At 62.5% G+C, this 23,761-nt stretch carries 19 protein-coding genes, 1 tRNA gene and 2 pseudogenes; 16 read left to right on the top strand and 6 right to left on the bottom strand.

Features of this window, described 5'->3' with window-relative positions; all coding sequences use genetic code 11:
- The first annotated feature begins 90 nt into the window (after nt 1-90).
- From X728_RS165970 to X728_RS165985, 3 genes are all read left to right on the top strand, one after another.
- On the top strand, nt 91-819 hold the full coding sequence (locus X728_RS165970) for a DsbA family protein (RefSeq protein WP_023692056.1): 729 nt from the start codon (nt 91-93) through the stop codon (nt 817-819).
- Between the two features lie 69 nt (nt 820-888).
- Entirely contained in the window at nt 889-4,344 is a 3,456-nt protein-coding gene (gene smc, locus X728_RS165975; RefSeq protein ID WP_023830280.1) for a chromosome segregation protein SMC, read from the top strand.
- Between the two features lie 1,236 nt (nt 4,345-5,580).
- Entirely contained in the window at nt 5,581-5,889 is a 309-nt protein-coding gene (locus X728_RS165985) for a hypothetical protein (RefSeq protein ID WP_023670691.1), read from the top strand.
- Nucleotides 5,890-6,078: 189 nt separating this feature from the next.
- Here the strand turns inward: X728_RS165985 and X728_RS165990 are convergent, their stop codons facing one another.
- The 3 genes from X728_RS165990 to X728_RS166000 form a co-directional block, all read right to left on the bottom strand.
- Complete coding sequence (locus X728_RS165990) at nt 6,079-6,429, bottom strand: hypothetical protein (protein ID WP_023819241.1); 351 nt, start codon at nt 6,427-6,429, stop codon at nt 6,079-6,081.
- A 177-nt stretch (nt 6,430-6,606) separates the two neighbouring features.
- A tRNA-Gln gene (locus tag X728_RS165995) sits at nt 6,607-6,681 on the bottom strand.
- Nucleotides 6,682-6,791: 110 nt separating this feature from the next.
- Entirely contained in the window at nt 6,792-7,136 is a 345-nt protein-coding gene (locus X728_RS166000) for a VOC family protein (protein WP_023670692.1), read from the bottom strand.
- A gap of 215 nt (nt 7,137-7,351) precedes the next feature.
- Between X728_RS166000 and ppdK the strand changes: the two genes are divergently transcribed.
- The 3 genes from ppdK to X728_RS166015 all read left to right on the top strand — a co-directional run bounded on the left by ppdK (nt 7,352) and on the right by X728_RS166015 (nt 12,192).
- Entirely contained in the window at nt 7,352-10,057 is a 2,706-nt protein-coding gene (ppdK, locus tag X728_RS166005) for a pyruvate, phosphate dikinase (protein WP_023830279.1), read from the top strand.
- 174 nt (nt 10,058-10,231) lie between these two features.
- A complete protein-coding gene (locus X728_RS166010; RefSeq protein ID WP_023747534.1) occupies nt 10,232-11,332 on the top strand; it encodes a glycosyltransferase family 9 protein in 1,101 nt (366 codons plus the stop codon).
- A gap of 89 nt (nt 11,333-11,421) precedes the next feature.
- The gene (locus tag X728_RS166015; RefSeq protein ID WP_050589835.1) at nt 11,422-12,192 is read left to right on the top strand and encodes a polysaccharide deacetylase family protein; all 771 of its coding nucleotides are present in this window, start codon (nt 11,422-11,424) and stop codon (nt 12,190-12,192) included.
- A gap of 165 nt (nt 12,193-12,357) precedes the next feature.
- Here the strand turns inward: X728_RS166015 and X728_RS166020 are convergent, their stop codons facing one another.
- The gene (locus X728_RS166020; RefSeq protein WP_023731365.1) at nt 12,358-12,747 is read right to left on the bottom strand and encodes a DUF427 domain-containing protein; all 390 of its coding nucleotides are present in this window, start codon (nt 12,745-12,747) and stop codon (nt 12,358-12,360) included.
- Nucleotides 12,748-12,907: 160 nt separating this feature from the next.
- Nucleotides 12,908-13,267 carry a hypothetical protein gene (locus X728_RS166025; protein ID WP_023670697.1) on the bottom strand — a complete coding sequence of 120 codons (360 nt, stop codon included), beginning with the start codon at nt 13,265-13,267 and terminating at the stop codon, nt 12,908-12,910.
- 312 nt (nt 13,268-13,579) lie between these two features.
- Here X728_RS166025 and X728_RS166030 point away from each other — a divergent pair, with 312 nt between their 5' ends.
- Together X728_RS166030 and X728_RS166035 are read left to right on the top strand one after the other, a co-directional pair.
- A complete protein-coding gene (locus X728_RS166030) occupies nt 13,580-15,208 on the top strand; it encodes a fatty-acid--CoA ligase (protein WP_023830277.1) in 1,629 nt (542 codons plus the stop codon).
- A 122-nt stretch (nt 15,209-15,330) separates the two neighbouring features.
- Nucleotides 15,331-16,113 (top strand): DUF1499 domain-containing protein, encoded by a 783-nt coding sequence (locus X728_RS166035; RefSeq protein WP_023703206.1) that lies wholly within the window; start codon nt 15,331-15,333, stop codon nt 16,111-16,113.
- Nucleotides 16,114-16,115: 2 nt separating this feature from the next.
- On the opposite strand, the gene X728_RS166040 is transcribed toward X728_RS166035, so the two are convergent.
- On the bottom strand, nt 16,116-17,024 hold the full coding sequence (locus tag X728_RS166040; protein WP_023692735.1) for an MBL fold metallo-hydrolase: 909 nt from the start codon (nt 17,022-17,024) through the stop codon (nt 16,116-16,118).
- A gap of 117 nt (nt 17,025-17,141) precedes the next feature.
- Between X728_RS166040 and X728_RS166045 the strand changes: the two genes are divergently transcribed.
- The 8 genes and pseudogenes from X728_RS166045 to X728_RS0133830 form a co-directional block, all read left to right on the top strand.
- The gene (locus X728_RS166045) at nt 17,142-17,735 is read left to right on the top strand and encodes a biotin transporter BioY (RefSeq protein ID WP_023703207.1); all 594 of its coding nucleotides are present in this window, start codon (nt 17,142-17,144) and stop codon (nt 17,733-17,735) included.
- Between the two features lie 272 nt (nt 17,736-18,007).
- Nucleotides 18,008-18,889 carry a glucose-1-phosphate thymidylyltransferase RfbA gene (gene rfbA, locus X728_RS166050; RefSeq protein ID WP_023698135.1) on the top strand — a complete coding sequence of 294 codons (882 nt, stop codon included), beginning with the start codon at nt 18,008-18,010 and terminating at the stop codon, nt 18,887-18,889.
- A 1-nt stretch (nt 18,890) separates the two neighbouring features.
- Entirely contained in the window at nt 18,891-19,445 is a 555-nt protein-coding gene (rfbC, locus tag X728_RS166055) for a dTDP-4-dehydrorhamnose 3,5-epimerase (protein ID WP_023670703.1), read from the top strand.
- 25 nt (nt 19,446-19,470) lie between these two features.
- Nucleotides 19,471-20,565 (top strand): dTDP-glucose 4,6-dehydratase, encoded by a 1,095-nt coding sequence (gene rfbB, locus X728_RS166060; protein ID WP_023725246.1) that lies wholly within the window; start codon nt 19,471-19,473, stop codon nt 20,563-20,565.
- Entirely contained in the window at nt 20,562-21,482 is a 921-nt protein-coding gene (rfbD, locus tag X728_RS166065) for a dTDP-4-dehydrorhamnose reductase (RefSeq protein ID WP_023830276.1), read from the top strand. Before rfbB ends, rfbD begins: the two co-directional genes overlap by 4 nt.
- A 13-nt stretch (nt 21,483-21,495) precedes the next feature.
- Nucleotides 21,496-22,464 (top strand): acyltransferase, encoded by a 969-nt coding sequence (locus X728_RS166070; RefSeq protein WP_196815038.1) that lies wholly within the window; start codon nt 21,496-21,498, stop codon nt 22,462-22,464.
- Between the two features lie 298 nt (nt 22,465-22,762).
- Nucleotides 22,763-23,170: pseudogene (locus tag X728_RS1000000167575) on the top strand (IS481 family transposase); the annotation flags it as partial.
- Between the two features lie 19 nt (nt 23,171-23,189).
- Nucleotides 23,190-23,761, top strand: a pseudogene (locus X728_RS0133830) (integrase core domain-containing protein); the annotation flags it as partial.

Raw genomic sequence — 23,761 nt, 5'->3', positions numbered from 1 at the left:
GGAATGGGGACGGCGATGCCTTAATTCCCGCCAACTCTCGCCTTTTCTAGCCTTTGCGTTGCAAAATCAAACCACAGTCAGGTGATTCGCATGAACCGTAGCTTGTCCCGCAGAAACCTCCTGTCTTCGCTGGCCGTCATTCCGGCAGTGGCTATGCTCGCCGCATGCAGCGATTCAGGCGAGGATGCCAAAGCAGCGGATGTGAAGCCTGCGGCTCCCGCGCCTGCTTCGACGCCTGCCACTCCGGCCGCCGTCAAGGTCCCGGAGTCTTCCGGCAATGTCGACATGGCCGAACTGCTGAAGCCCGGCGCTTTGCCCGACAAGCAGCTCGGCAAGGATGACGCCAAGGTCACCATCGTCGAATATGCCTCGATGACCTGCCCGCATTGTGCGCATTTCGCCGCGACCACCTTCCCTGAGTTGAAGACCAAGTACATCGACACCGGCAAGGCGCGTTACATCCTGCGCGAATTCCCGTTCGATCCGAGCGCCGAGGCCGGTTTCATGCTGGCGCGCTGTTCGAAGGACAATTATTTCCCGATGGTCGACGTGCTGTTCAAGCAGCAGGCCAACTGGGTCGGCGTCAACAATACCAAGGATGCGCTGCTGCAGATCTCCAAGCTCGCCGGTTTTACACAGGAGTCCTTCGAGGCCTGCTTGACGGACCAGAAACTTCTGGACGATGTGAGATCGGTCCAGAAGCGCGGCGCCGATGAATTCAAGGTCGACTCGACGCCGACCTTCTTCATCAACGGGAAAACCTACAAAGGTGCGATGTCGATTGAGGAAATATCGGCCATCATCGACCCTCTGCTCTGACGTCCAGGCGGCGCCGGAGCGACTGCGCTTCGGCGTCAGCGCACCTTTGTGCCTTCCAGGCAGGCGCGAATGAAGTTTTCGCGCCTTCGCCTCCTCGGCTTCAAGTCCTTCGTCGAACCCGGCGAGTTCGTCATCGAACGTGGCCTGACCGGCATTGTCGGGCCGAATGGCTGCGGCAAGTCGAACCTTGTCGAGGCGATGCGCTGGGTGATGGGCGAAAGCTCATACAAGAACATGCGCGCGTCCGGCATGGACGACGTGATCTTTTCCGGCTCGGGAACTCGCCCGGCCCGCAACACCGCCGAAGTCACGCTGTTCCTCGACAATAGCGACCGGACCGCGCCCGCCGCCTTCAACGACGCCGATGAATTGCAGGTGTCGCGCCGCATCGAGCGCGAAGCCGGCTCGCTCTACCGCATCAACGGCAAGGAAGCCCGCGCCAAGGACGTGCAGCTTCTGTTCGCCGACCAGTCGACCGGCGCGCGCTCGCCTTCCATGGTCGGACAGGGCCGTATCGGCGAACTGATCCAGGCCAAGCCGCAGGCGCGCCGCGCGCTGCTCGAAGAGGCCGCCGGCATTTCCGGCCTGCACACGCGCCGTCACGAGGCCGAGCTTCGGCTGAAGGCGGCCGAACAAAATCTGGAACGGCTGGACGATGTCGTCGGCGAACTGGAGAGCCAGATCGAAAGCCTTAAGCGCCAGGCGCGCCAGGCATCGCGCTTCAAGAACCTGTCGGCCGATATCCGCAAGGCGGAAGCCACGCTCTTGCATCTGCGCTGGACTTTGGCCAAAACCCAGGAGGGCGATGCGCGTTCGGCATTGGCGGTTGCCACAGCTCTGGTCGGCGACCGCGCCGCCGCCCAGATGGCTGCCGCCCGTGAGCAAGGCATCGGCGCCCACCGGCTGCCCGATCTGCGCGATGCCGAGGCCGCCGCGGCTGCCGCCTTCCAGCGCCTGTCGATCGCCAAGGCTCAGATCGAGGAGGAGGCTGGCCGCATCCGCGCCCGCCAGGCCGAACTGGAGCGCCGGCTGCAGCAGCTCGACGGCGATATCGCCCGCGAGGAGCGCATGGTCCGCGACAATGCGGATATTCTTGAGCGCCTGCGCGAGGAAGAAGCCACGCTCAACTCCGAAAATGCCGGCGCCGCCGAGCGCGAGGCCACGACGCGGGCCGCTTTCGAGCAGGCCGGCGCAACGCTTGTCACAAGCGAAGCCAAGCTCGCTGCGCTGACCGCCGAACGCGCCGAGGCCGCCGCCGCGCGCAATCAGATCGAACGAACGCTGCGCGAAAACGCCGAACGCCGCGATCGCTTTGCCCGCCAGCTGGCCGATGTCGACCGCGAATTGTCCGAGATTGTGTCGAAGGTTGCGGGCTTGCCCGATCCCGCCGAGAAGCGCGCTCTGGTCGAGGACGCGCTCGCCCGGTTGGAGGAAGCGGAGGCCGGCGCCATTGCTGCCGAACAGGCGGTCGCCGAGGCGCGCGCCACCGAGAGTGCCGCTCGTCCGCCGCTGCAGGACGCCAGGTCGGAGCTCGCCGGCATCGAGACCGAAGCGCGCACGCTGGCCAAGATCCTCAATGCCGCCAGCGGCGATCTTTTCCCCTCGGTGCTTGAGCAGCTCAGCGTCGAACGTGGCTATGAGACGGCGCTTGGCGCTGCGCTTGGTGAGGACCTCGACGTGCCGCTCGACCGCAGCGCGCCGGTGCATTGGGGCGAAAGCCAGGTTCAACCAGGCGATGCGGCCTTGCCGGAAGGCATCAAGAGCCTCGCCAGCGTGGTGCGCGCGCCTTCGCAGCTTGCCCGCCGGTTGGCGCAGATCGGCATCGTCGATGCCGCCGACGGCAAACGCCTGCAGACGCTGCTTGCCCCCGGCCAGCGGCTGGTCAGCCGTGACGGCGCGCTGTGGCGCTGGGACGGGCTGACCGCCAGCGCCGATGCAACGACCGCGGCCGCGCAAAGGCTGGCGCAGAAGAACCGGCTGGCCGAGCTCGATGCCGAGGCGGTACAGGCGACGCAGATCGTGCGCGAGGCCGAAGCCGCCCTTGCCCAGGCCGAACAGGCACTCCGCCAGGCGAGCGAGGCCGAACGCAATGCGCGCCAGGCCGGGCGCGATGCCCAGCACGGCCTGGACGCCGCCCGCAGCGCGCTGGCCGAGGCCGAAAAGGCCGGTGGCGAGCTGGCAAGCCGCCGCGCCGCCCTGGACGAGGCGCGCGCGCGAATCGTCGACAGCCATGAAGAAACGGCCGCCGCCTTCGCCGAGGCCGAAATGCTGCTGCAGGACGCCCCCGATCTCGGCGACCTGCAATTGCAGCTTGAACAATCCGCCGCCAATGTCAGCCGCGATCGCGCAACCTTGGCCGACGCGCGCGCCGTCCATGAAGNGCGCCGCGAAGCCGAGGCGCGCACGCGCCGGCTCGACGCCATCGGCGCCGAGCGCAGCAACTGGTTGCAGCGGGCCGAAAACGCCTCGACGCAGATTGCCTCGCTGGGCGAGCGCAGGGCCGAGGCCGAGGCCGAGCGCGAAACGCTGGCCGACGCCCCCGACGAGATCGACGCCAGGCGGCGCGCGCTGCTGTCGCAGCTGACCGAGGCCGAGACCTTGCGCAAGGCGGCCGCCGACCGTTTGCAGGAGGCCGAGAACAACCAGGCCGAGCTGGACAAGGCCGCCACCGCGGCGATCCAGTCGCTGGCCGATTCCCGCGAAACCCGCGTCCGCGCCGAAGAGCGATTGACCGCCGCCGACGAGCGCCGGCTCGAGGTCGAGGCGCGCATCCAGGAAACGCTGAACACGCCGCCGCATCTGGTCATTCGCCATACTGGCCTGGAAGCCGACAGCCCGATGCCCGAAATGGCCGAGATCGAGCGCCAGCTCGACCGGCTGAAGGTTGAGCGCGAGCGGCTCGGCGCCGTCAATCTGCGCGCCGAGGAAGAGCAGAAGGAACTGTCGGACCGGCTGGAGGCCATCGTTTCCGAGCGCGAGGACATCATCGAGGCAATCCGCAAACTGAGGCAAGCGATCCAGAGCCTGAACCGCGAAGGCCGCGAACGGCTGCTTGCCGCTTTCGAGGTGGTCAACGGCCATTTCCAGCGGCTGTTCTCGCATCTGTTCGGTGGCGGCACGGCCGAATTGCAGCTGATCGAATCCGACGACCCGCTCGAAGCCGGGCTCGAAATCCTGGCCCGTCCGCCCGGCAAGAAGCCGCAGACCATGACGCTGCTGTCCGGCGGCGAGCAGGCGCTGACGGCGATGTCGCTTATCTTTGCCGTGTTCCTGACCAATCCGGCGCCGATCTGCGTGCTCGATGAAGTCGACGCGCCGCTCGACGATCACAATGTCGAACGCTTCTGCAACCTTATGGACGAAATGGCCGCGACCACCGAGACGCGCTTCGTCATCATCACCCACAACCCGATCACGATGGCGCGCATGAACCGCCTGTTCGGCGTGACCATGGCCGAGCAGGGCGTCAGCCAACTGGTCTCGGTCGATCTGCAGGCCGCCGAGGCGATGCGCGAGGCGAGCTGACGCAGCATGCTTTGTTGATTTCGTCGGCGATGGCCTCGATCCGACTGTTGCAACAGGACCGTCGCCCTTGCGACCTGCTTGCGACGCGCATTCTGTAAGGTTCGAAGAGAAGGAATTTAAGCGCCACCTGAGAGCGAACGCCAAAGCCCACATGCAAAGCGCCGGCCAACGCGAAAGCGATGCCTACAAGGCGCAGATGGCAATAGGCTCCGACAGCAATTCAGCTGCCACGTTTATCGGAAGCCCAGGAAGCTCAGTATCGCAATCACGATAACGACTGCTCCGATGAGCCAGATTATGTTGTTCACCGTATCTCTCCCGAACTAGTTGCTGGGAGTGAACTCGTAAGAGCCTACTAATGTTCCCGCATTTTCTGCGTCGAAACAAAATGGCGGCCATTGCTTCGTCGATTGCCAGACCAAGGTCCGAACAGGGTATGACTGAAGTCCTGACGTCGGAGCCATAGGCCCGAAGGCGGGCAACCTATGCCCTCCCGATACATTGGAACCGGGCTGCCGAGCATGAGTCCCTTCATCGGTGGTCAATCGGGTGCCCGCCATTCCTGAGAGGTTAGCGGGCACCCGATTGTCGTGACACCGCCAACGGCGTGCGTTTCAATAGCGAGGCTAACAGTGACCTTTGTCCAGAGATCTGTGCGTGACGGCGCAACCCGACCCGCAAACGACAACGACAGTCCTGCGGAAGTTTCTTCCGTTCTTGACCTCATACCATCGGCTGACGACGACAAGGTCGCTGAGCTTGTCAGGCGAACAGAGCGCCTGGCAATCGCAGTGGTTATCGGAATCGCGGTTCTGCTGATCTTGGCGCCGGTGGTTTACCTTGCACTTTCTTACGGGATCTGAGACGGCCCGACTTAGGCGATCTAAGATGGCCTGATTGGTCGTATTCTCGTAAATCTGAAAAGTTGTGCCGACAGTCCTCCTCGCAAGACAAGTGTTTCCCGTCACAGATCAGGAGATCGAACGCGACGACATAGAAGGGTCCTGTGCAGCGCTCCTTTGTCGAGTGGCGTAACCCTGGTGGTCGGCTTGAAAGAGCGCCTTTACCAGAAGTTGCCAACAGGAGCTGCTGTCGCAACTTCTTCTTTCGATACGCCGTGTTGCACGGGAGCAGCCGTCACTGATCGCGCCCGTGGACCGACGACGCTACTCGGAACCAAAGGGATGGGACGCGGTTATCCCCGCGAAGGGATAATTAGCAGGTGGAGATATTACAATGAAAACAATGATCGTGAGCGCCTTGGCGCTGTTCATTGCCATGCCGACGATAGCTCCGGCAGCCGAAGCTGACGTGGTCATCACGACCCACCATCGACATCATCACAGGAGCGTAAAGGTCATCAATGACCAGGGTCAACGCCTTCATCACCGCAGACACGGCACGGTTGCCTTCTACGACCACGGCCGCAGACATCATCGCCGGGATACGGTCATCGTGACCGGCTCGATCGAGCGCAGCCATCATCGCTATTATCGACATCATCGGCATCATCCCGTCGTCATCCAGGACGACAACGATTACTGATCCTCTCCGCACGGCCCGGCCCCGGCTCTGTCGACGGAGTCGGGGTCGCGTGGGACTTAGATACTCATGACGGCAGCCATCCATGGCGTCGGTAAATTTTATTTCATGTAAATTGGCTGGGGCTCCTGGAGCTTTCGAAATTTCGTCCAGCCGAATTGCGCCCGCTCATCAAGTTGCAGGTTAAGTCTGCTAGTCTGGCGCAATCTGGCAGTTCGGGCCGACCCATTTGTTCATCGAGGTGTCGAGTTCATTTCCCATGTCGGCGGCGCTACATACCGGATAACGATCGTCACCCTGGCGGCGCATGCTAAGGGACTTGTATTGGCGCAACAGCGCATCGTGGTCGGGCGGCTGTTGGTCTTTCTGCTTCAGGGAAAGCTGCATCATGCAGTTGGCAAAGGCATCGGTGCCTTCCTGAAAACCAAACCCGGCACATTGGCGCTTGTTTTCTGACTGTTGACCGGCATTGCCCTGGTCTGTTGTGCAGCCCACCAAGGAAGTCACTACGGCCAGAAACGGCACAACCGCAACAGCGCGCATTCGTCTTTTCCTCTTAACTTTGATGCTTTTAAAGTTTCCCCAAATGTCGGCCAACCGCAACCCATACACGGCGCGGGTAGAACGATTCCCACAGGCCGGATGCCATGTCGATTATCCGCTTGGGTGTAACACTTAGAATTCGTAATTTCTAAGTGCTTGAACACCGACGAACAGGGATGGCTGGGGCGCCAGGATTCGAACCTGGGAATGTCGGTACCAAAAACCGATGCCTTACCACTTGGCGACGCCCCAGCAAGCGAGCTTTGCCCGTTGCGCGCGGCCTTATAGGACGAGCGGCACGAAAGCTCAATGCCGAGTTGGCCACTGTGCAAAACTGATCCACTGCTTGGCGCGGGGACGCGCTATTCGCCCCAGACCGCCAACTCGTTGCCAGCGGGATCGGTGAAATGGAACCGCCTGCCGCCCGGGAACGAGAATATCGGCTTGACGATCGTGCCGCCGGCGCTTTCGACAACGTCGAGCGTTGCTTCCAGATCCTGCGAATAGAGCACCGGCAATGGTTTCGCCGGCGCCTCCGCTGCATCGGCCTGGAAGCCGCCATCGAGCCCTTCGCCGAAGGCCGAATAGGTCGGCCCGTAATCGGTGAACGACCACGAGAAGGCGGCGCTGTAGAAAGCCTTGACGCTGTCCAGCGTCGCGCCGGTCGCGGGCAGTTCGAGATAGTCGAGTTTTCCGTTGAGTTTCATCACGCTGCTCCCAACTTGTTCCCTATATGTTCTATATCCTGGGCAGCGATCCGGCAAGTCTTTTCGACGCAGCTTTTGCTTAATCGATTGTAGTCGCCGGGCTTCGCTGCCACACCTTGCCTTTCGCACTGCAGCATAATAACGCTCGGGTCGGAACGCGGGGGAACCGGGTCTTGGCCCCGGTGTTCTATCTTCCGAGGACTTGGAGGGCGAGCATGACCAAATGGGTCTACACCTTCGGCGATGGCGCCGCGGAGGGACGTGCGGGCGACCGCAACCTTCTCGGCGGCAAAGGCGCCAATCTGGCCGAGATGTGCAGTCTTGGCCTGCCCGTGCCGCCGGGCTTCACCCTCACCACCGAAGTCTGCAACGCCTATTACGCCAACGGAAACAGCTATCCGGCCGCGTTGCAGGCCGATGTCGTCAAGGCGCTGGACCATATCGGGCAGCTGACGGGGCGCCGTTTCGGCGATCCGTCGAAGCTGCTTCTGGTCTCGGTCCGCTCCGGGGCCAGGGCCTCGATGCCGGGCATGATGGACACCGTGCTCAATCTCGGCCTCAATGACGAGACGGTCGAGGCGTTGGCAGCCGATTCCGGCGATGCCCGCTTTGCCTATGACAGCTACCGCCGCTTCATTCAGATGTATTCCGATGTCGTCATGGGTCTCGACCACGAAGTGTTCGAGGAAATCCTGGAGGACCAGAAGGCGAGCCTCGGCCACGAGCTCGACACCGAACTGACAGCGCAGGAATGGCAGAGCGTCATCGCCCTTTACAAGGCCAAGGTCGAGGAGGAACTCGACAAGCCGTTTCCGCAGGACCCGCACGAGCAGCTGTGGGGGGCGATCGGCGCGGTGTTTTCCAGCTGGATGAACAACCGCGCCATCACCTACCGGCGCCTGCACGACATCCCGGAAAGCTGGGGCACGGCGGTCAATGTCCAGGCCATGGTATTCGGCAACATGGGCGAGACGTCGGCCACCGGCGTCGCCTTCACGCGCAACCCCTCGACCGGCGAAAAGATGCTCTATGGCGAATTCCTGGTGAACGCGCAGGGCGAGGATGTCGTAGCCGGCATCCGCACGCCGCAAAACATCACCGAGGCGGCGCGCATCGCCGCCGGCTCCGACAAGCCGTCGCTGCAGAAACTGATGCCGGACGCGTTCCGGTCCTTCGTCGACATCTCCGACCGCCTGGAACAGCACTACCGCGACATGCAGGATCTCGAATTCACCATCGAGCGCGGCAAATTGTGGATGCTGCAGACGCGTTCCGGCAAGCGCACCGCCAAGGCGGCGCTGAAGATTGCCGTCGAAATGGCGCGCGACAAGCTGATCACGACGGAGGAGGCGGTCGCCCGCATCGATCCCGCCTCGCTCGATCAGCTGTTGCATCCTACCATCGACCCCAAGGCCGCGCGCGATGTCATCGGCGTCGGCCTGCCGGCTTCTCCGGGCGCCGCGACCGGCGAGATCGTCTTCTCGTCCGCCGATGCCGAGGATCTGAAGACGCAAGGTCGCAAGGCAATCCTGGTGCGCATCGAAACCAGCCCCGAAGACATTCACGGCATGCATGCTTCAGAAGGCATCCTGACCACGCGCGGCGGCATGACCAGCCACGCCGCCGTGGTCGCGCGCGGCATGGGCAAGCCTTGCGTTTCGGGCGCCGGCTCGCTGCGTGTCGACTACAAGGCCGGCACGCTGATGTCGATGGGCCAGACCTTCCGCAAGGGCGACATCATCACCATCGATGGTAGCAACGGCCAGGTGCTGAAGGGCGCCGTGTCGATGCTGCAGCCGGAACTGTCGGGCGATTTCGCCGCCATCATGGAATGGGCCGATGCGGTGCGCCGCATGAAGGTGCGCACCAATGCCGAGACGCCGCTCGATGCGCGCATGGCGCGCTCCTTCGGCGCCGAAGGCATCGGCCTCTGCCGCACCGAGCACATGTTCTTCGACGGCGAGCGTATCGTCGCTATGCGCGAGATGATCCTGGCCGATACCGAGAAGGACCGCCGCACCGCACTTGCCAAGCTGTTGCCGATGCAGCGCTCGGATTTCCTCGAACTGTTCGAGATTATGGCCGGCCTGCCGGTGACGATCCGGCTGCTCGATCCGCCGCTGCACGAATTCCTGCCCAAGACGGAAGCGGAGGTGGCGGAGGTCGCCGCCGCCATGAACGTCTCGCCCGACAAGCTCAGGCAGCGCACAGAAGCCCTGCACGAGTTCAACCCGATGCTCGGCCATCGCGGCTGCCGTCTCGCCGTCTCCTATCCCGAGATTGCCGAGATGCAGGCGCGTGCCATCTTCGAGGCAGCCGTCGAGGCCGGCAAGAAAGCCGGCGCGCTGGTCGTTCCCGAGATCATGGTGCCGCTGGTCGGCCTGGTGAAGGAGCTCGACTACGTCAAGGCGCGCATCGATGCGGTCGCCAAGGCTGTCATGGACGAGACCGGCGTCAAGATCGACTATCTCACCGGCACGATGATCGAGCTTCCGCGCGCGGCGATCCGCGCCCACGTCATCGCCGCTACGGCCGAGTTCTTCTCCTTCGGCACCAACGATCTCACCCAGACCACTTTCGGCATCTCGCGCGACGACGCAGCATCCTTCCTCGAGACCTATCGGCAGAAAGGTATCATCGAGCAGGACCCGTTCGTCTCGCTCGACATCGAGGGCGTCGGCGAACTGGTGCGCATGGCTGCCGAGAAGGGCAGGGCGACGCGGCCCGACATCAAGCTCGGCATATGCGGCGAACATGGCGGCGATCCGGCCTCGATCCGCTTCTGCGAAGAGGTCGGCCTCGACTATGTCTCGTGCTCTCCCTACCGCGTGCCGATCGCAAGATTGGCCGCAGCCCAAGCCGCGGTGCAGATTGCCAAAACAGCAGTGCCGCGCCCCAAAAAGAGCGCCGCGGCATCCTGATTTCGACATAGTCCTTTCGGTATCGATGAAACGGCCACCCCTGCGTGGCCGTTTGGCGCTAAGCTTACGATTTTGTAAGCAAATTCACGCTGATGTGCGCGCCCCAACACGCAATCCCGACATCGTTTCTTCCCAATTTCACGGCCCCCCAACCCGCCCGGTGCCGAGAAAAAGATGTTACAGATTTCGCCCAGACCCTTCCGCTCGATCCTGATTATCCAGACCAAGTTCATCGGCGATGTTGTTCTGTCCTCCACGCTCGCCAAGAACCTGCAGCTCGAATATCCCGGTGTCAGGATCGTCTTTCTCTGCGAGGCGCGCCTCGCCAGTTTCGTCACCGCGCACGGCATCGCCGCCGAGGTCGTCAGCTTCCGCCGCGCCGCCATGCGCGGCACCCCGCTGGAGCGTGGACGCGAGCTCTATTCGATGATCAGCCAGCTGCGCCAATTCCGTTTCGACCTGACCATCGACCTCACCGATTCAAAGACATCGCGGCTCATCGTCAGGTTCCTCAACGCCAGCACCCGCATCGGCTACAATCCTCCGGAAAGGCCGCTGCGCTGGCATGAGCGCCAGCCCGCCAATGTCTTTGCCGAGCCGTTCGGTTTTGGCGAACGTCACTATCTCTACCGCTACCTTTCGCCGCTCGAGCCGCTCGGCGTCGGTCTGCGCGTGCGGGTGCCGTCGATTCGGCCATTGCCGATGGAGACGGCGAGGGCCCAGGCATTGCTGGACAAACACCATCTGCGGCCAAATGGCTTTATCGCGGTGCATGCCGGCGCCAGTTTTCACGGCCGGCGCTGGCAGCATGAACGCTTTGCCGCCGTGATCGACACGATTTCGCGCGAAACCGGACTGGATTTCGTACTCGTCGGCGGCCCTGACGAGCGCAAGCCGGCCGAGCAGATCCTCGCCAGTGCCGCGTCGATCGTCAACCTCGTCGGCGCGCTGTCGCTGGAAACGCTGCTGGCGGTGTTGCAGCAGGCGCGGCTGTTTGTCGGCAATGAGAGCGGCCCCATGCACATGGCAGCAGCGGCCGGAACGCCGGTTGTCGGCCTGTTCGGCCTGACCAGCCCGGCCGTCTGGGGACCGGTCGGCGTGCCCAGCCTCGCCTTGCAGCCATCCATGCCGTGCAATTGCGTGGCGGGCAGCCTGTGCAATCCGCTCGATCCCAGCAAGGCCTGCTGCGTCTGGCGCCTCGAGGTCGAACCGGTCGTCGCGGCCGTGCGCGAAGTCCTGTCACGCACGCATGTGGAACTGGAACACGCCGTCTGACGGTGCGCGGCGGTCACATTGTCTGGATATCAGCTTTCTCACGGCCACTATCCCGATTTCCGCCTTGTTGCGGGTCCTGGGATGCGGCTATGACAGCGCCGATTCTCAGACAAGACAGGCATCCCTTGCAAAAGCTGTTTTGCGCCTTGGCGCTATCTATCGTGGCCGTGTCCTCGGCCCAGGCCGCGCCGCTTGTCGAGCCGGCGCTGCATCTGAAGGCTGAGGACGGTAGCAGTGTCGGCCGCGTCGCGCTTACGCTCGACGCCTGCGGCGGGCAGACCGATACGAGGATCCTGTCGGCGCTGGTGGAGAACCGGATTCCGGCGACGATCTTCGTCACCGGTATCTGGCTGAAGCGCAACGCCGCCGCCGTCGAGATCATGCGCGCGCATCCGGACCTGTTCGAACTGGAAAACCATGGCGGCCATCACATCCCGGCCGTTGACACGCCGCGCAAGATCTACGGCATCCGCAGCGCCGGCAGCCCAGAAGCGGTGCGGGCCGAAGTCGAATCGGGCGCCGCCGCTCTCGCTGGCACCGGCGAGCCGGCGCCGAAATGGTTTCGCGGCGCGACCGCCGAATACAGCCCGTCGGCTATCGCCATGATCCGCAAGCTTGGCTTCAAGGTCGCCGGCTTTTCGATCAACGGCGATGGCGGCTCGTTGCTCGGCGCAACAGAAACTGCCCGGCGCATCGCCGCCGCCAAGGATGGCGATGTCATCATCGCCCACATCAACCAGCCGACCCACGCCGCCGGCGAGGGCGTCGTGCAAGGTCTGCTCGCGCTGAAGGCCAAGGGGCTGATGTTCGTGCGGCTGGATGACGCCGACGGTGTCGGCAACGACGGGACGACTGATTAGGATTGGGCGGCGGCAGGCAGTTTCATCGCCTTTGGACTAACGTCGCCGACGTTTGAGATTAGCCGAGGCCTCTAAACGTCGTCATCCCAGGATGAAACAGGAGCGAAGCTCCGTCGCGAAGACCCTGGGATGACGAAGCGAGCAACGGCGGCTTGAGTCGCTTGCTCAGGCCGGTGCTGCTTCGATAGTGACCCTGTCGGGATAAAACGCGCCGTGGTCGCGAATCTCAGCCATTTCGTCGAAGGGCTGCTCATAGCCCCACATCGCGTCCTTGCCGGTCTCACCGGCCGGCAGCACGCTCCAGTAGCTGGCGTCGCCCTTGTAGGGGCAGTGGGTCGACAGGGTGGTTTTGCCGAGCTGGGTGAAGTCGATGTCTTCGAAGGGGATGTAGAATGCCTGGCGGTAGGGCGGTTCGGACAGAAGCTTCGCCCGCGTCGATGAGGCGATCACCGTATCGCCGGCACGCACGACCACGGTACCGCGATAGGGTTCGACGGTGATGACCTTGCCGGGATTGCTCTGAAAGCCGGGGGCGGGGTTGGCGATCTGGTCCATGCGGGGTTCTCCTTGTTCGATTGGGAGCACAGTCCGATTGAGAGCGTGCGGGATTGCTTCCCATGTCTCTAAAATGTGTCTGGAGAACCCGTTGCGCAAGCCTTCGCCAGTAGCCCAGAGCTGGCCTTCCGATCACTAAAAACGATCCCGCGTGGAATGCTCAGGCTGCGGTCTTGAACACGTCCATGAGGCCGGCATAGGCCGCGGCAATACCGGCTACCGGGTTGGTGCTTCTTGACGTCGTCTCGACCTTCAGTGGGCCGCCGCCTGTCGGCAAGGTGAGCAGCAGGAACTGGCGATTGCCGCCATCGCCGATCGATGCGGCGGCGACATGCTGGCCTTCGCCTTCGTTCTGGACGCACATTTTGAACAGCAGCGTGCCGCCGACCGCCTCAAGGGCGCCGCCGACCACCTCGACAAATTCGTCTTCGGAAACCTTTTTGGCCTCCGGCACGAGATCGGCCAGACTTGCGGCAAGCGTGTCTTCAAGCTCTTTGTCGTCGAGTTGAATATCGTCCAACTGCACGTCTTCGGCCCCGCTGTCAGCCAGCTGCCTGTCGTCGATCTGCCTGTCGTCGATCTGCTTGCCGTCGATCTGCTTGTCGTCGAGCTGCGTGTCCATGCGAACCTCTTTCAGTCGCCAATCCGCACCCCTACCCCGTTAACGAACCTTAACGTCGACGATGGCCGGATTGTGGCGGTTTTCCCCGCCTTTCGATCACTGCTTGCTTCAGCCGTTAACGGTTGGAGACGTCATGGCTGGACAATCCGTCCGTTCGTCCCACAATGGAACAAAAGACGGGAAAAACGAGGAAGCGATGGGAGGAACCAGATGCTCGGACTGATGCAGGAATGGCCGCTGCTCTGCCACAAGCTGATCGACAATGCCGAGCGGCAGCACGGGACGCGCGAGATCGTCTCGCGCTCGATCGAAGGTCCTGTCGTTCGCACCACCTATGCTGAAGTTCATCGCCGCGCGCTCAAGGTCGCTCAACGGTTGGAGCGCGATGGCTTTGTGCTCGGCGACCGCATCGCGACCCTGGCCTGGAACACGGCGCGCCACATAGAGGCCTGGTACGGCATCATGGGCATCGGCGCCATCTACCATACGCTTAACCCGCGTTTGTTCCCCGAGCAGATCGTCTGGATCATGAACAATGCGCAGGATAGAGGGATCTTCGTCGACCTGACCTTCATGCCGCTGCTGGAAAAGATCGCCGGCGCCGTCAAATCGCTGAAAAAGGTGATCGTCCTGACCGACAAGGCGCATCTGCCTGAAACGACGCTGCCGAATGTGGTTGCCTATGAGGACTGGCTGAACGAGGCCGATGGCGACTTCGCCTGGAAGGTTTTCGGCGAAAACACCGCAGCCGGCATGTGCTACACCTCCGGCACGACGGGCGATCCCAAAGGCGTGCTCTACAGCCACCGCTCGAATGTGCTGCATGCCATGATCGCCGCCATGCCCGACGCCATGGGCCTCTCCGCGCGGGACACGATCCTCCCCGTCGTGCCGATGTTTCATGCCAATGCCTGGGGCCTTGGCCAGAGCGCGCCGATGATCGGCGCCAAGCTGGTCATGCCCGGTTGCAAGATGGACGGCGCCTCGATCTACGAGCTGCTCGACACCGAGAAGGTGACCTTCAGCGCCGCCGTGCCGACCGTCTGGATGATGCTGCTGCAGCATCTGGAAGAGACCGGCAAGAACCTTCCCTATCTCAGCAAAGTCGTCATCGGCGGCTCGTCCTGCCCGCGCGCCATCATCAGGAAATTCCAGGACAATTATGGTGTCGAAGTCATCCATGCCTGGGGCATGACCGAAATGTCGCCGCTCGGCACGCTGTGCACCATGAAGCCGCAGTATCAAGCGCTCGAGGGCGAGGACCGGCTCGATATCCAGGGCAAGCAGGGCTACCCGCCCTTCGGGGTCGAGATGAAGGTGACGGATGACGACGACAAGGAACTGCCTTGGGACGGCAAGACCTTCGGCCGGCTGAAGGTGCGCGGTCCAGCCGTCGCCAGCGCCTATTATGGCGGCGTCGGAGCCGAGCAGTTCGACAAGGACGGCTGGTTCGACACTGGCGATGTCGCCCATATCGATTCCGGCGGCTACATGCAGATCACCGATCGCGCCAAGGACGTCATCAAGTCGGGCGGCGAGTGGATATCGACCATCGACCTGGAGAACCTCGCCGTCGGCCATCCCGATGTCGCCGAGGCCGCGGCGATCGGCGTCCATCATTCGAAATGGGGCGAGCGGCCCTTGCTGGTCGTGGTCGCCAAGCCCGGCAAGGAGCCGAGCAAGGCCGATATACTGGCGTTCATGGACGGCAAGGTGCCGAAATGGTGGATACCCGACGACGTCGCTTTCGTCAGTGAAATCCCGCACACCGCCACCGGCAAGATCCAGAAGATCACCTTGCGCAAGCAGTTCAGCGACTACCGCCTGCCGACGGATTGACCGGGACCGTGCGTTTCCTTGACCTTCAAGCTACCGGCCGCAAAAACGTTAGGGCAGGGGATGTTCAATTTGAGCATCCTTTGCTCTAAGCGTCTGTGCGGGTTGGGGCGGTGCTGAAGACAATGGAAATTGACGAGCGGCAGACATCGAAGGCGGCCGGCTGGTCGCGGCGCACGGGCGCTTTTGCCCTGGTCCTGCTGCTCACCGTGCTGGCCGGCCATCATTTCGAACTGGTCGAAACGCCGGCCTTCCTGTGGGTGCTGGCGATCGTCGCCTTGCTTGCCGCGTTCGCTTTGCTGTTTGCCGGCCTCGCTTTGTCCCGGCTGTGGCATTTCGGTGACCGTGGCGGCCGCGACCTCTCGGTCGGCGCCCTGCTGGCGCTGCTGGTGCTGACGCCCTACGGCTTTGCCACCTATTTGGCGGCGACCACGCCGCCCCTGAGGGACATTTCGACGGACCTCGACAATCCGCCGGTGCTCGAGACCAGCGACCGCACCAAGGACATGAACGTGCTCGCGCCGCCAACGCCTGGCGAAGTGCGCCTGCAGGCCGACGCCTATCCGCTGGTCACCGGGCACAGCTACAATCTGCCGTTCGAAACCGTCGTCGACGCCGTTGAAACCGTGCTCGACCGCCGCGATTGGCAACTTACTGCGCCATATCCGGTGACGGACGGTCAAGACGAGGTGACGATATCGGCCGTTGCCCGGAGCTTCGTCGTAGGCCTGCCCGCCGACGTCGCCATCCGGGTCAGCAATGATGGCGACACCATCGTCGTCGACATGCGCTCAGCCTCCCGCTACGGCCGCTACGACCTCGGCGACAATGCGGCGCGCATCGTCGGGTTCCTCGCCGAACTCGACCAGGAGGTTGCAGGGCAGGTGGGTGCCGCGCCGGCTGAGTAGTTCTACCCCACCGGCACAAAAACGCCGTCGATGGCCGGGTCACCCTGGGTAGCAACCAGGCCGCGCGCCACCAGGTCCTCGAGATGGGCAAGCACCGACAGGCCGGCGGCGCCATGCAGGCGCGGGTCGGTGTCCCGGTAGATAGCCTTGACCATGTCCGGGATCGTCCGGTCGCTGTCGCGGATCCGTTCGAGGATCGCCCGTTCGCGCATCTTGCGATGGGTCTTGAGGCCGCGCATGAAGCTGCGCGGCGCGGTCACCGGGCCGCCATGGCCGGGCAGCAGCAGGCGATCGCCGCGCGCGATCAGCCTGTCGAGCGAGGCCATGTAGTCGGCCATCGCTCCGTCCGGCGGCGCCACGATCGATGTCGCCCACGCCATCACATGGTCGGCTGAAAACAGGATGCCGGTGCCTTCGAGCGCAAATGCCGCGTGATTGGCGGTGTGGCCCGGCGTCAGCACCGTCCGGATCGTCCAGTCATCGCCCTCGACCAGCGCATTGTCGGGCAACGCGATCTCCGGGACGAAAACCGTGTCGGCGCTGGCGTCGAGCGGGTTGATCTCGCCGATCCGCAGCGGCCTTGCCGGGCGGTGCGGGCCTTCGGCCAGTACAATAGCGCCGGTGTGCGCTTTCAGCCGGGCGGCCAGCGGAGAATGGTCGCGATGCGTGTGGCTGACGAAGATATGGCTGACCGGCCGGTTTGCGATCACCTTGAGCAGCGTCTGGAAATGCGCCTCGTCATCGGGGCCGGGATCGATCACCGCCAGCGTATCGCGCCCGACGATGTAGCTGTTGGTGCCGTGAAAGGTGAACGGGCTGGGGTTTTTGGCGGTGACGCGCAAGACGTCCGGCGCAACGGTGACGCCCTCGCCATATGCCGGATCGAAGCTGGTGTCGAATTTGAGCGCCATGGCGGTGTCGTTGAATCTCTGTTCAGGAAGACGGCAAAACTGATTGCCGCATAACACGGAAGCCAATATAGAAAAACGCAAGGCCGCGATCTGCGGCAATCCGGATTGGGGAAGACCATGGCACTTGCAACGACGATGCGCCCGCTTGTTTCTCTCGCTTTGCCCCAGGAGGGCGCGCAGCGCCTGGCAACCCAGCTTTTGCTGGCGATCGCCGGAACGCTGCTTTTGACCCTGTCGGCCAAGACGAAAGTCGTGCTCGGGCCGGTCGACATCTCGCTGCAGACGCTGGCCGTCCTGCTGATCGCCACTGCATTTGGCCTGCGGCTTGGCGTCGCTACCCTGCTTCTCTACATGGCCGAAGGCGCCATGGGCTTCCCGGTCTTCCAAAGCACGCCTGAAAAGGGCATCGGCATCGCCTACATGATCGGCGGCACCGGCGGTTATCTCGCCGGCTTCGTCGTCATGGCGGCCATTGTCGGCTGGGCCGCCGACCGCGGCTGGGACCGCCACCCGATCAAGTTGTTCAACGCCATGCTGGTCGCCGAAATCGTCATGATGGCCATGGGCTTTGCCTGGCTGGCCACCCTCATCGGCGCGGAAAAGGCGTGGCAGTTCGGCGTTTTGCCGTTCGTCCTCGGCGACCTGATCAAGGTTGCGCTCGCCGCCAGCCTGGTGCCGGCGGTATGGTCGCTGCTGCCCAAGCAGCCCTGAAACCGGACAAATGAATGAGCCGGCGGGTCCAAGGCCCGCCGGCTTTTTGTTGTCACGCGTCCGCCAGCCGATGGTGCAAGCCGGTTGCCAAATCGCCACGCCCATTTGCACCGTCAGCTTGTGCCTGGTCGGTCAAATTGCCGCGAGGCGGCAGATGCAGAGCAATTCTGGCGCCGATCCACGGCCGAGATTGAATTGACAAGCCATTGCGCGAAACCTAAGCACGGGCAACTTGATTTCGAGGCGGGGGCCGGTAATTCAAGGAGAGCTTGTTGAAGGGAATAATCCTTGCAGGAGGCAGCGGGACGCGTCTGTATCCCCTTACATTAGCGATCTCTAAGCAGATTCTGCCGATATACGACAAGCCGATGATTTTTTATCCGCTGAGCGTCTTGATGCTCGCCGGTATCCGCCAGATTTTGATCATTTCGACACCTCGCGACTTGCCGGTGTTTCGGGAGTTGCTGGGCGACGGTTCGGAATTCGGGGTCGAATTCTCCTATGCCGAGCAGGCGCAGCCCAACGGGCTTGCCGAGGCCTTCATCATCGGCCGCGACTTCATCGGCAAGGATAATGTGTCAATGATTCTCGGCGACAACATCTATTTCGGCGAGGGCCTGTCGCAGCTCTGCCGCACTGCTGCGCAGCGCCAAAGCGGCGCGTCGGTGTTCGCCTACCATGTCGAGGACCCGCAGCGCTACGGCGTGGTGTCGTTCGACAAGCTCAGCGGCACGGCTTTGACGATCGAGGAGAAGCCGCGGGAGCCGAAGTCCAACTGGGCGGTCACCGGCCTCTATTTCTACGACAATGAGGTCGTCGACATCGCGTCGACGATCAAGCCCTCGGCGCGCGGCGAACTCGAGATCACGGCGGTCAACAACGTCTATCTCGAGCGCGGGAAATTGCATGTGCATCAGCTCGGCCGCGGCTATGCCTGGCTCGACACCGGCACGCATGACAGCCTGCATGAAGCCTCTTCCTTCGTGCGCACGATCGAGCACCGCCAGGGGATCAAGGTCGCCTGTCCTGAAGAAATCGCTTTCGAGCAGGGCTGGCTGACCGCCGACAAGGTGCTTGAGCGCGCCACGCGCCTGGGCAAGAACGAATACGCCGCCTATCTGCGCCGGCGTGTCACCGAGCTGACGGAGACATAGGGTGCTGGAAGTCAGGCAGCTCGGTTTGGACGGCGTGCTGGAAATCGTGCCGAAGCGGCACGGCGATGCGCGCGGTTATTTCATCGAAACCTGGAATGCCGAGGCCTTTGCCGAGGCCGGCATCGATCTGCGTTTCGTCCAGGACAATCATTCCTATTCGGCTGCCGCAGGTGTCGTGCGGGGGCTTCACTATCAACTGCCTCCACACGCGCAGGACAAGCTGCTGCGTGTAATCAGAGGCCGCATTCTCGACGTGGCGGTCGACATCCGCCGCAGCTCGAAAACCTTCGGAAAATGGGTCGCGCTCGAAATATCGGCCGAGAGAGGCAACCAGATCCTCGTGCCGAAGGGTTTCGCGCACGGTTTCGTCACGCTCGTGCCGGACACCGAGGTTCTGTATAAGGTCACCGACACCTATTCGCCGGCGCATGATCGATCGATCCGTTTCGACGATCCTGATATCGGCATCGATTGGCCGTCGCCGGCCGGCGCCTTCGAGCTCTCGGCCAAGGACCTCAAGGCGTCGGCGCTTGCTGAGGCCGAGGTGTTCGCATGACGCGCGACGATGTGAGGAGAGCGCCATGAATTTTCTGGTGACAGGCGGTGCCGGCTTCATCGGCTCGGCCGTGTGCCGGCATTTGTGCGCCAATCCGGCCTACCATGTGACCAATCTCGACAAGCTCACCTATGCCGGCAATCTGGCCTCGCTGCGCACCATCGAGAATGCACACAACTACAAATTTGCGCAGGCCGACATCTGTGACGAGCGGGCGGTTCTCGACATCCTCCACCGCGACGAGATCGACGTCGTCATGAACCTCGCCGCCGAAAGCCATGTCGACCGCTCGATCGACGGACCCGGCGCCTTCATCGAGACCAACATCGTCGGTACCTACCGGGTGCTGAATTCGGCGCTCGAATATTGGCGCGGCCTTGACGAGGACAGGAAGGCGCGCTTCCGCTTCCACCATGTCTCGACCGACGAGGTGTTCGGCGATCTGCCCTTCGATGGCGGCATGTTCGTGGAGGAGACGCCTTACGCGCCATCCTCGCCCTATTCCGCCTCCAAGGCCGCATCCGACCATCTGGTGCGGGCCTGGTACGAGACGTACGGCCTGCCGGTCGTGCTCTCCAACTGTTCGAACAATTACGGGCCTTATCACTTCCCCGAAAAGCTGATCCCGCTGGTCATCCTCAACGCGCTCGACGAAAAGCCGCTGCCGGTCTACGGCGCTGGCGCCAATGTGCGCGACTGGCTGTTCGTCGAGGATCACGCCCGTGCTCTGGAACTGGTCGCCACAAAGGGCCAGCCCGGCGAAAGTTACAATGTCGGCGGCAATTCCGAGCGTACCAACCTTGGCGTCGTCGAGACGATTTGCGGCCTGCTCGACATCAGGCGTCCGCGCAGCGGCGGCAGGAGCTACCGCGATTTGATCAGCTTCGTCACCGATCGGCCCGGCCACGACCGCCGCTATGCAATCGATGCCTCCAAGATCGGCCGGGATCTCGGTTGGGCGCCGGCGGAGAGTTTCGACAGCGGCCTTGCAAGGACCGTCGACTGGTTCCTCGACAACAAATGGTGGTGGGGACCGATCCGCGAGCAGCGCTACGCCGGCGAGCGGCTGGGGCAAGTCCGGTCGCGCGGCCAGGTTGAAGGCAGGAAGGGCGCGGCGTGAGGCTGGTTGTCACCGGACGCGACGGTCAGGTCGCTGCCAGCCTGCTGGAGGCCGGGCAGAGGCGCGATGGCATCGAGGTCGTCACCCTCGGCCGCCCAGTGCTCGATCTGGCGCGGCCCGATACGGTGTTCGACGCACTCGCGGCAGCGCGGCCGGATATCGTGGTGTCGGCTGCCGCCTACACCGCCGTCGACCAGGCCGAGGACGAGCCCGATCTTGCCTTCGCTGTGAACGCCGTCGGCGCCGGCAAGGTCGCCGAGGCGGCCGCGAAGCTCGGCGTGCCCGTAATCCATCTGTCGACCGACTACGTCTTCGATGGCACCAAGGACGGCGCCTATGTCGAGACCGACGCCACCGCACCGCTCGGCGTCTACGGCGCCTCCAAGCTTGCCGGCGAGCTGGCCGTGGCCGCCGTCAATCCGCGCCATCTGATCCTGCGCACCGCCTGGGTCTACAGCCCGTTCGGCAAGAATTTCGTGAAAACCATGCTGCGGCTGGCCGGCGACCGCGACGAGATCGCCGTGGTCGCCGACCAATGGGGAAATCCGACATCCGCACTTGATATTGCCGACTCGATCCTGCATGCGGCGGCGGTGTTGCGCGGCGACGACAGCTTCGACGGCTACGGCATTTATCATCTTGCCGGCACCGGCGAGACCAGCTGGAGCGGCTTTGCCCGTTATGTGCTGGAGACAAGCCGGGCGTTGGGTGGTCCTTGCGCGAAGGTACGGGATATCGCGACAGTGGAGTATCCGACCAAGGCCAGCCGGCCGCGCAATTCGCGGCTGTCGACGGCGAAATTCGCCGTCACATTTGGCTGGAGAGCTCCGGCTTGGCGGAATTCGGCAGATGAGATCGTAAATCGCGTTTCTGTGGGCTGCGCGCGCACGCTGTTGCAGTCGGACGGCAATTCATAGGATGTCCGCAGCGATGAGACCTGTTGCTGAACGTTATGCCAATTTCGATCTATTTCGGTTGCTGTTGGCTACCGAGGTTGCCTTTGTGCATGTGTGGTTCACGGTAAATCCAAATTTCGTATGGAACCCATATGTCATGGCTGTTCCCGCGTTCCTGGCGATCAGCGGATTTCTGGTTCTCAAGAGCCTCTTGGAATCTGGATCACTCTTCGAGTTTTTCGGCAAGCGCATCTTGAGGGTCATGCCAGCTCTGCTCTTCTCATTCTTCTTGTGCTTAGCGTTGTTCGACTGGAGTATGGCCTGGAACTCAATACTTAATTGGGCGACCGGAGGTTTGTACACACTTCCCATGCGGGCCAACGGTCCCTTGTGGTCGCTTCTTTGGGAGGAGATCGCCTATATCGGCCTCGCGCTCCTGTGGTCCGTTGGGGCCTATCGACACCCTACCGCAATCTGGGCGCTCCTTCTGGTAGCCATCGGGATCGCATGGGCAAATTCGGGCCTCGACCCACACGCGAGAATGCTGCTGTTCCTGCCGGTGGCGTTCCTTGTCGGGAACCTGATGTACATTCATCGGGAGCCACTGATGCGCATCAACCCGCTCGTGCCGCTGGTTGCAATCTACGTCATGATCCAGTGGCGATATGTACCCGACGCGAAGTCCATGGGCGGGGTGAATTTGCTCTTGGTGCAGGCGTTCGCTGTCGTGTGGGCCGGCATTGCCGGTGCGAAACTTCTACCCTGGCGTATACCAGATATCAGCTATGGCGTTTATATCTACCACTGGCCGGTTTTGGCGTTCCTGTCCGATCGCTTTCAGATCACTAGTCTATCCGGGCTACTATTCTGGACGGCAATGATTCTCGTGCCGCTTTGCATTTTTAGCTGGTACGCGATTGAGCGCCCGGCCTTGACTATGAAAAGGCACCTTTCAACATTCGGCAGATATTTCTCGAGAGATGGCGCTGCGCCTGCTGAATAGCTAGGACCCGAGAAGCGAGAGAAACTTAACGGCCAGAGAATCTGGACCACAACTCCGAGGATAATGGGCACCTACCCCAGTGCACCCTAGGTGTTTGATCCCAGGCTTTGATGGCGCATACTTTTCGTCCGAATCAAAGGATGCGCTATGGGCCGGGTTCTTCATGGGAGCGCCACGACGACAGAGGCGATCCGTCGAGCGATACAGCATAGTCAAGAGAGCCTGAGGGCGCTGGCGAAGCGCTACGGCATCAANGACAGAGGCGATCCGTCGAGCGATACAGCATAGTCAAGAGAGCCTGAGGGCGCTGGCGAAGCGCTACGGCATCAATCAGAAGACGGTTAGGAAGTGGAGGAACCGGACGTCGGCCGCCGATCTTCCGACTGGCCCCAGAGATCCGAAGTCGACAGTGCTATCGACTGAGGAAGAGGCGGTCATCGTCGCCTTTCGGCGTTATACGCTGCTGCCACTGGACGATTGCCTCTATGCTCTCCAACCGACGATCCCGCATCTGTCGCGGTCATCCTTGCATCGCTGCCTGCAGCGTCACGGGATAGGCAGGTTGCCGGATGTCGAGGGCGACAAGCCGGCAAGGAAGAAGTTCAAGGCCTATCCAATCGGCTACTTCCATATCGACGTCGCCGAGGTCCGAACCGAGCAGGGCAAGCTGCATATGTTCGTGGCCATAGATCGGACCTCGAANTACACGACGCTCTTCCGATCTGTTCAAGGCCTATCCAATCGGCTACTTCCATATCGACGTCGCCGAGGTCCGAACCGAGCAGGGCAAGCTGCATATGTTCGTGGCCATAGATCGGACCTCGAAGTTCGCTTTCGTCGAGCTGCACGAGAAGGCAACGACAGCGGTCTCCGCCGATTTCCTGCGCCATCTTCTTGATGCTGTCCCTTACAAGATCCACACAGTGCTTACCGACAACGGCATTCAGTTCACGACCCCAGGTGCCGGCGGCTCGGCCGTTCCGCTGATCAAGGAAGCCATGGCGGCGGGAGAAATCATATGGGCGCACGCCTTCGAACATACTTGCGCCAAGGCCGATATCGACCACCGAACGACAAAGCCAAGGCACCCATGGACCAACGGCCAGGTCGAACGCATGAACCGCACGATCAAGGATGCGACCGTCAAACGCTTCTACTACGAGAGCCATGACCAACTGCGCCAGCATCTCGCCGATTTCGTCTTAGCCTATAATTTCGGCCGTCGACTGAAGACCCTCAAGGGCCTCACGCCCTTTGAATACATCTGCAAAATCTGGACAAAAGAGCCCGAACGATT

The sequence above is a fragment of the Mesorhizobium sp. L103C119B0 genome (assembly GCF_000502235.1).
GTDB lineage: Bacteria > Pseudomonadota > Alphaproteobacteria > Rhizobiales > Rhizobiaceae > Mesorhizobium.
The sequence above is the reverse complement of the archived record's forward strand: the minus strand, read 5'-3'. Positions and strand labels throughout refer to the sequence as shown.

Bases quoted from the DNA above. Each gene is read 5' to 3' on its own strand.
- ppdK (WP_023830279.1), top strand. From the start codon at position 7,352: ATGACCAAATGGGTCTACACCTTCGGCGATGGCGCCGCGGAGGGACGT.
- X728_RS166010 (WP_023747534.1), top strand. From the start codon at position 10,232: ATGTTACAGATTTCGCCCAGACCCTTCCGCTCGATCCTGATTATCCAG.
- X728_RS166020 (WP_023731365.1), bottom strand. From the start codon at position 12,747: ATGGACCAGATCGCCAACCCCGCCCCCGGCTTTCAGAGCAATCCCGGC.
- X728_RS165970 (WP_023692056.1), top strand. From the start codon at position 91: ATGAACCGTAGCTTGTCCCGCAGAAACCTCCTGTCTTCGCTGGCCGTC.
- X728_RS166015 (WP_050589835.1), top strand. From the start codon at position 11,422: ATGACAGCGCCGATTCTCAGACAAGACAGGCATCCCTTGCAAAAGCTG.
- rfbB (WP_023725246.1), top strand. From the start codon at position 19,471: ATGAATTTTCTGGTGACAGGCGGTGCCGGCTTCATCGGCTCGGCCGTG.
- X728_RS166070 (WP_196815038.1), top strand. From the start codon at position 21,496: ATGAGACCTGTTGCTGAACGTTATGCCAATTTCGATCTATTTCGGTTG.
- X728_RS166000 (WP_023670692.1), bottom strand. From the start codon at position 7,136: ATGAAACTCAACGGAAAACTCGACTATCTCGAACTGCCCGCGACCGGC.
- X728_RS166030 (WP_023830277.1), top strand. From the start codon at position 13,580: ATGCTCGGACTGATGCAGGAATGGCCGCTGCTCTGCCACAAGCTGATC.
- X728_RS165985 (WP_023670691.1), top strand. From the start codon at position 5,581: ATGAAAACAATGATCGTGAGCGCCTTGGCGCTGTTCATTGCCATGCCG.
- X728_RS165990 (WP_023819241.1), bottom strand. From the start codon at position 6,429: ATGCGCGCTGTTGCGGTTGTGCCGTTTCTGGCCGTAGTGACTTCCTTG.
- X728_RS166045 (WP_023703207.1), top strand. From the start codon at position 17,142: ATGGCACTTGCAACGACGATGCGCCCGCTTGTTTCTCTCGCTTTGCCC.
- X728_RS166040 (WP_023692735.1), bottom strand. From the start codon at position 17,024: ATGGCGCTCAAATTCGACACCAGCTTCGATCCGGCATATGGCGAGGGC.
- X728_RS166035 (WP_023703206.1), top strand. From the start codon at position 15,331: ATGGAAATTGACGAGCGGCAGACATCGAAGGCGGCCGGCTGGTCGCGG.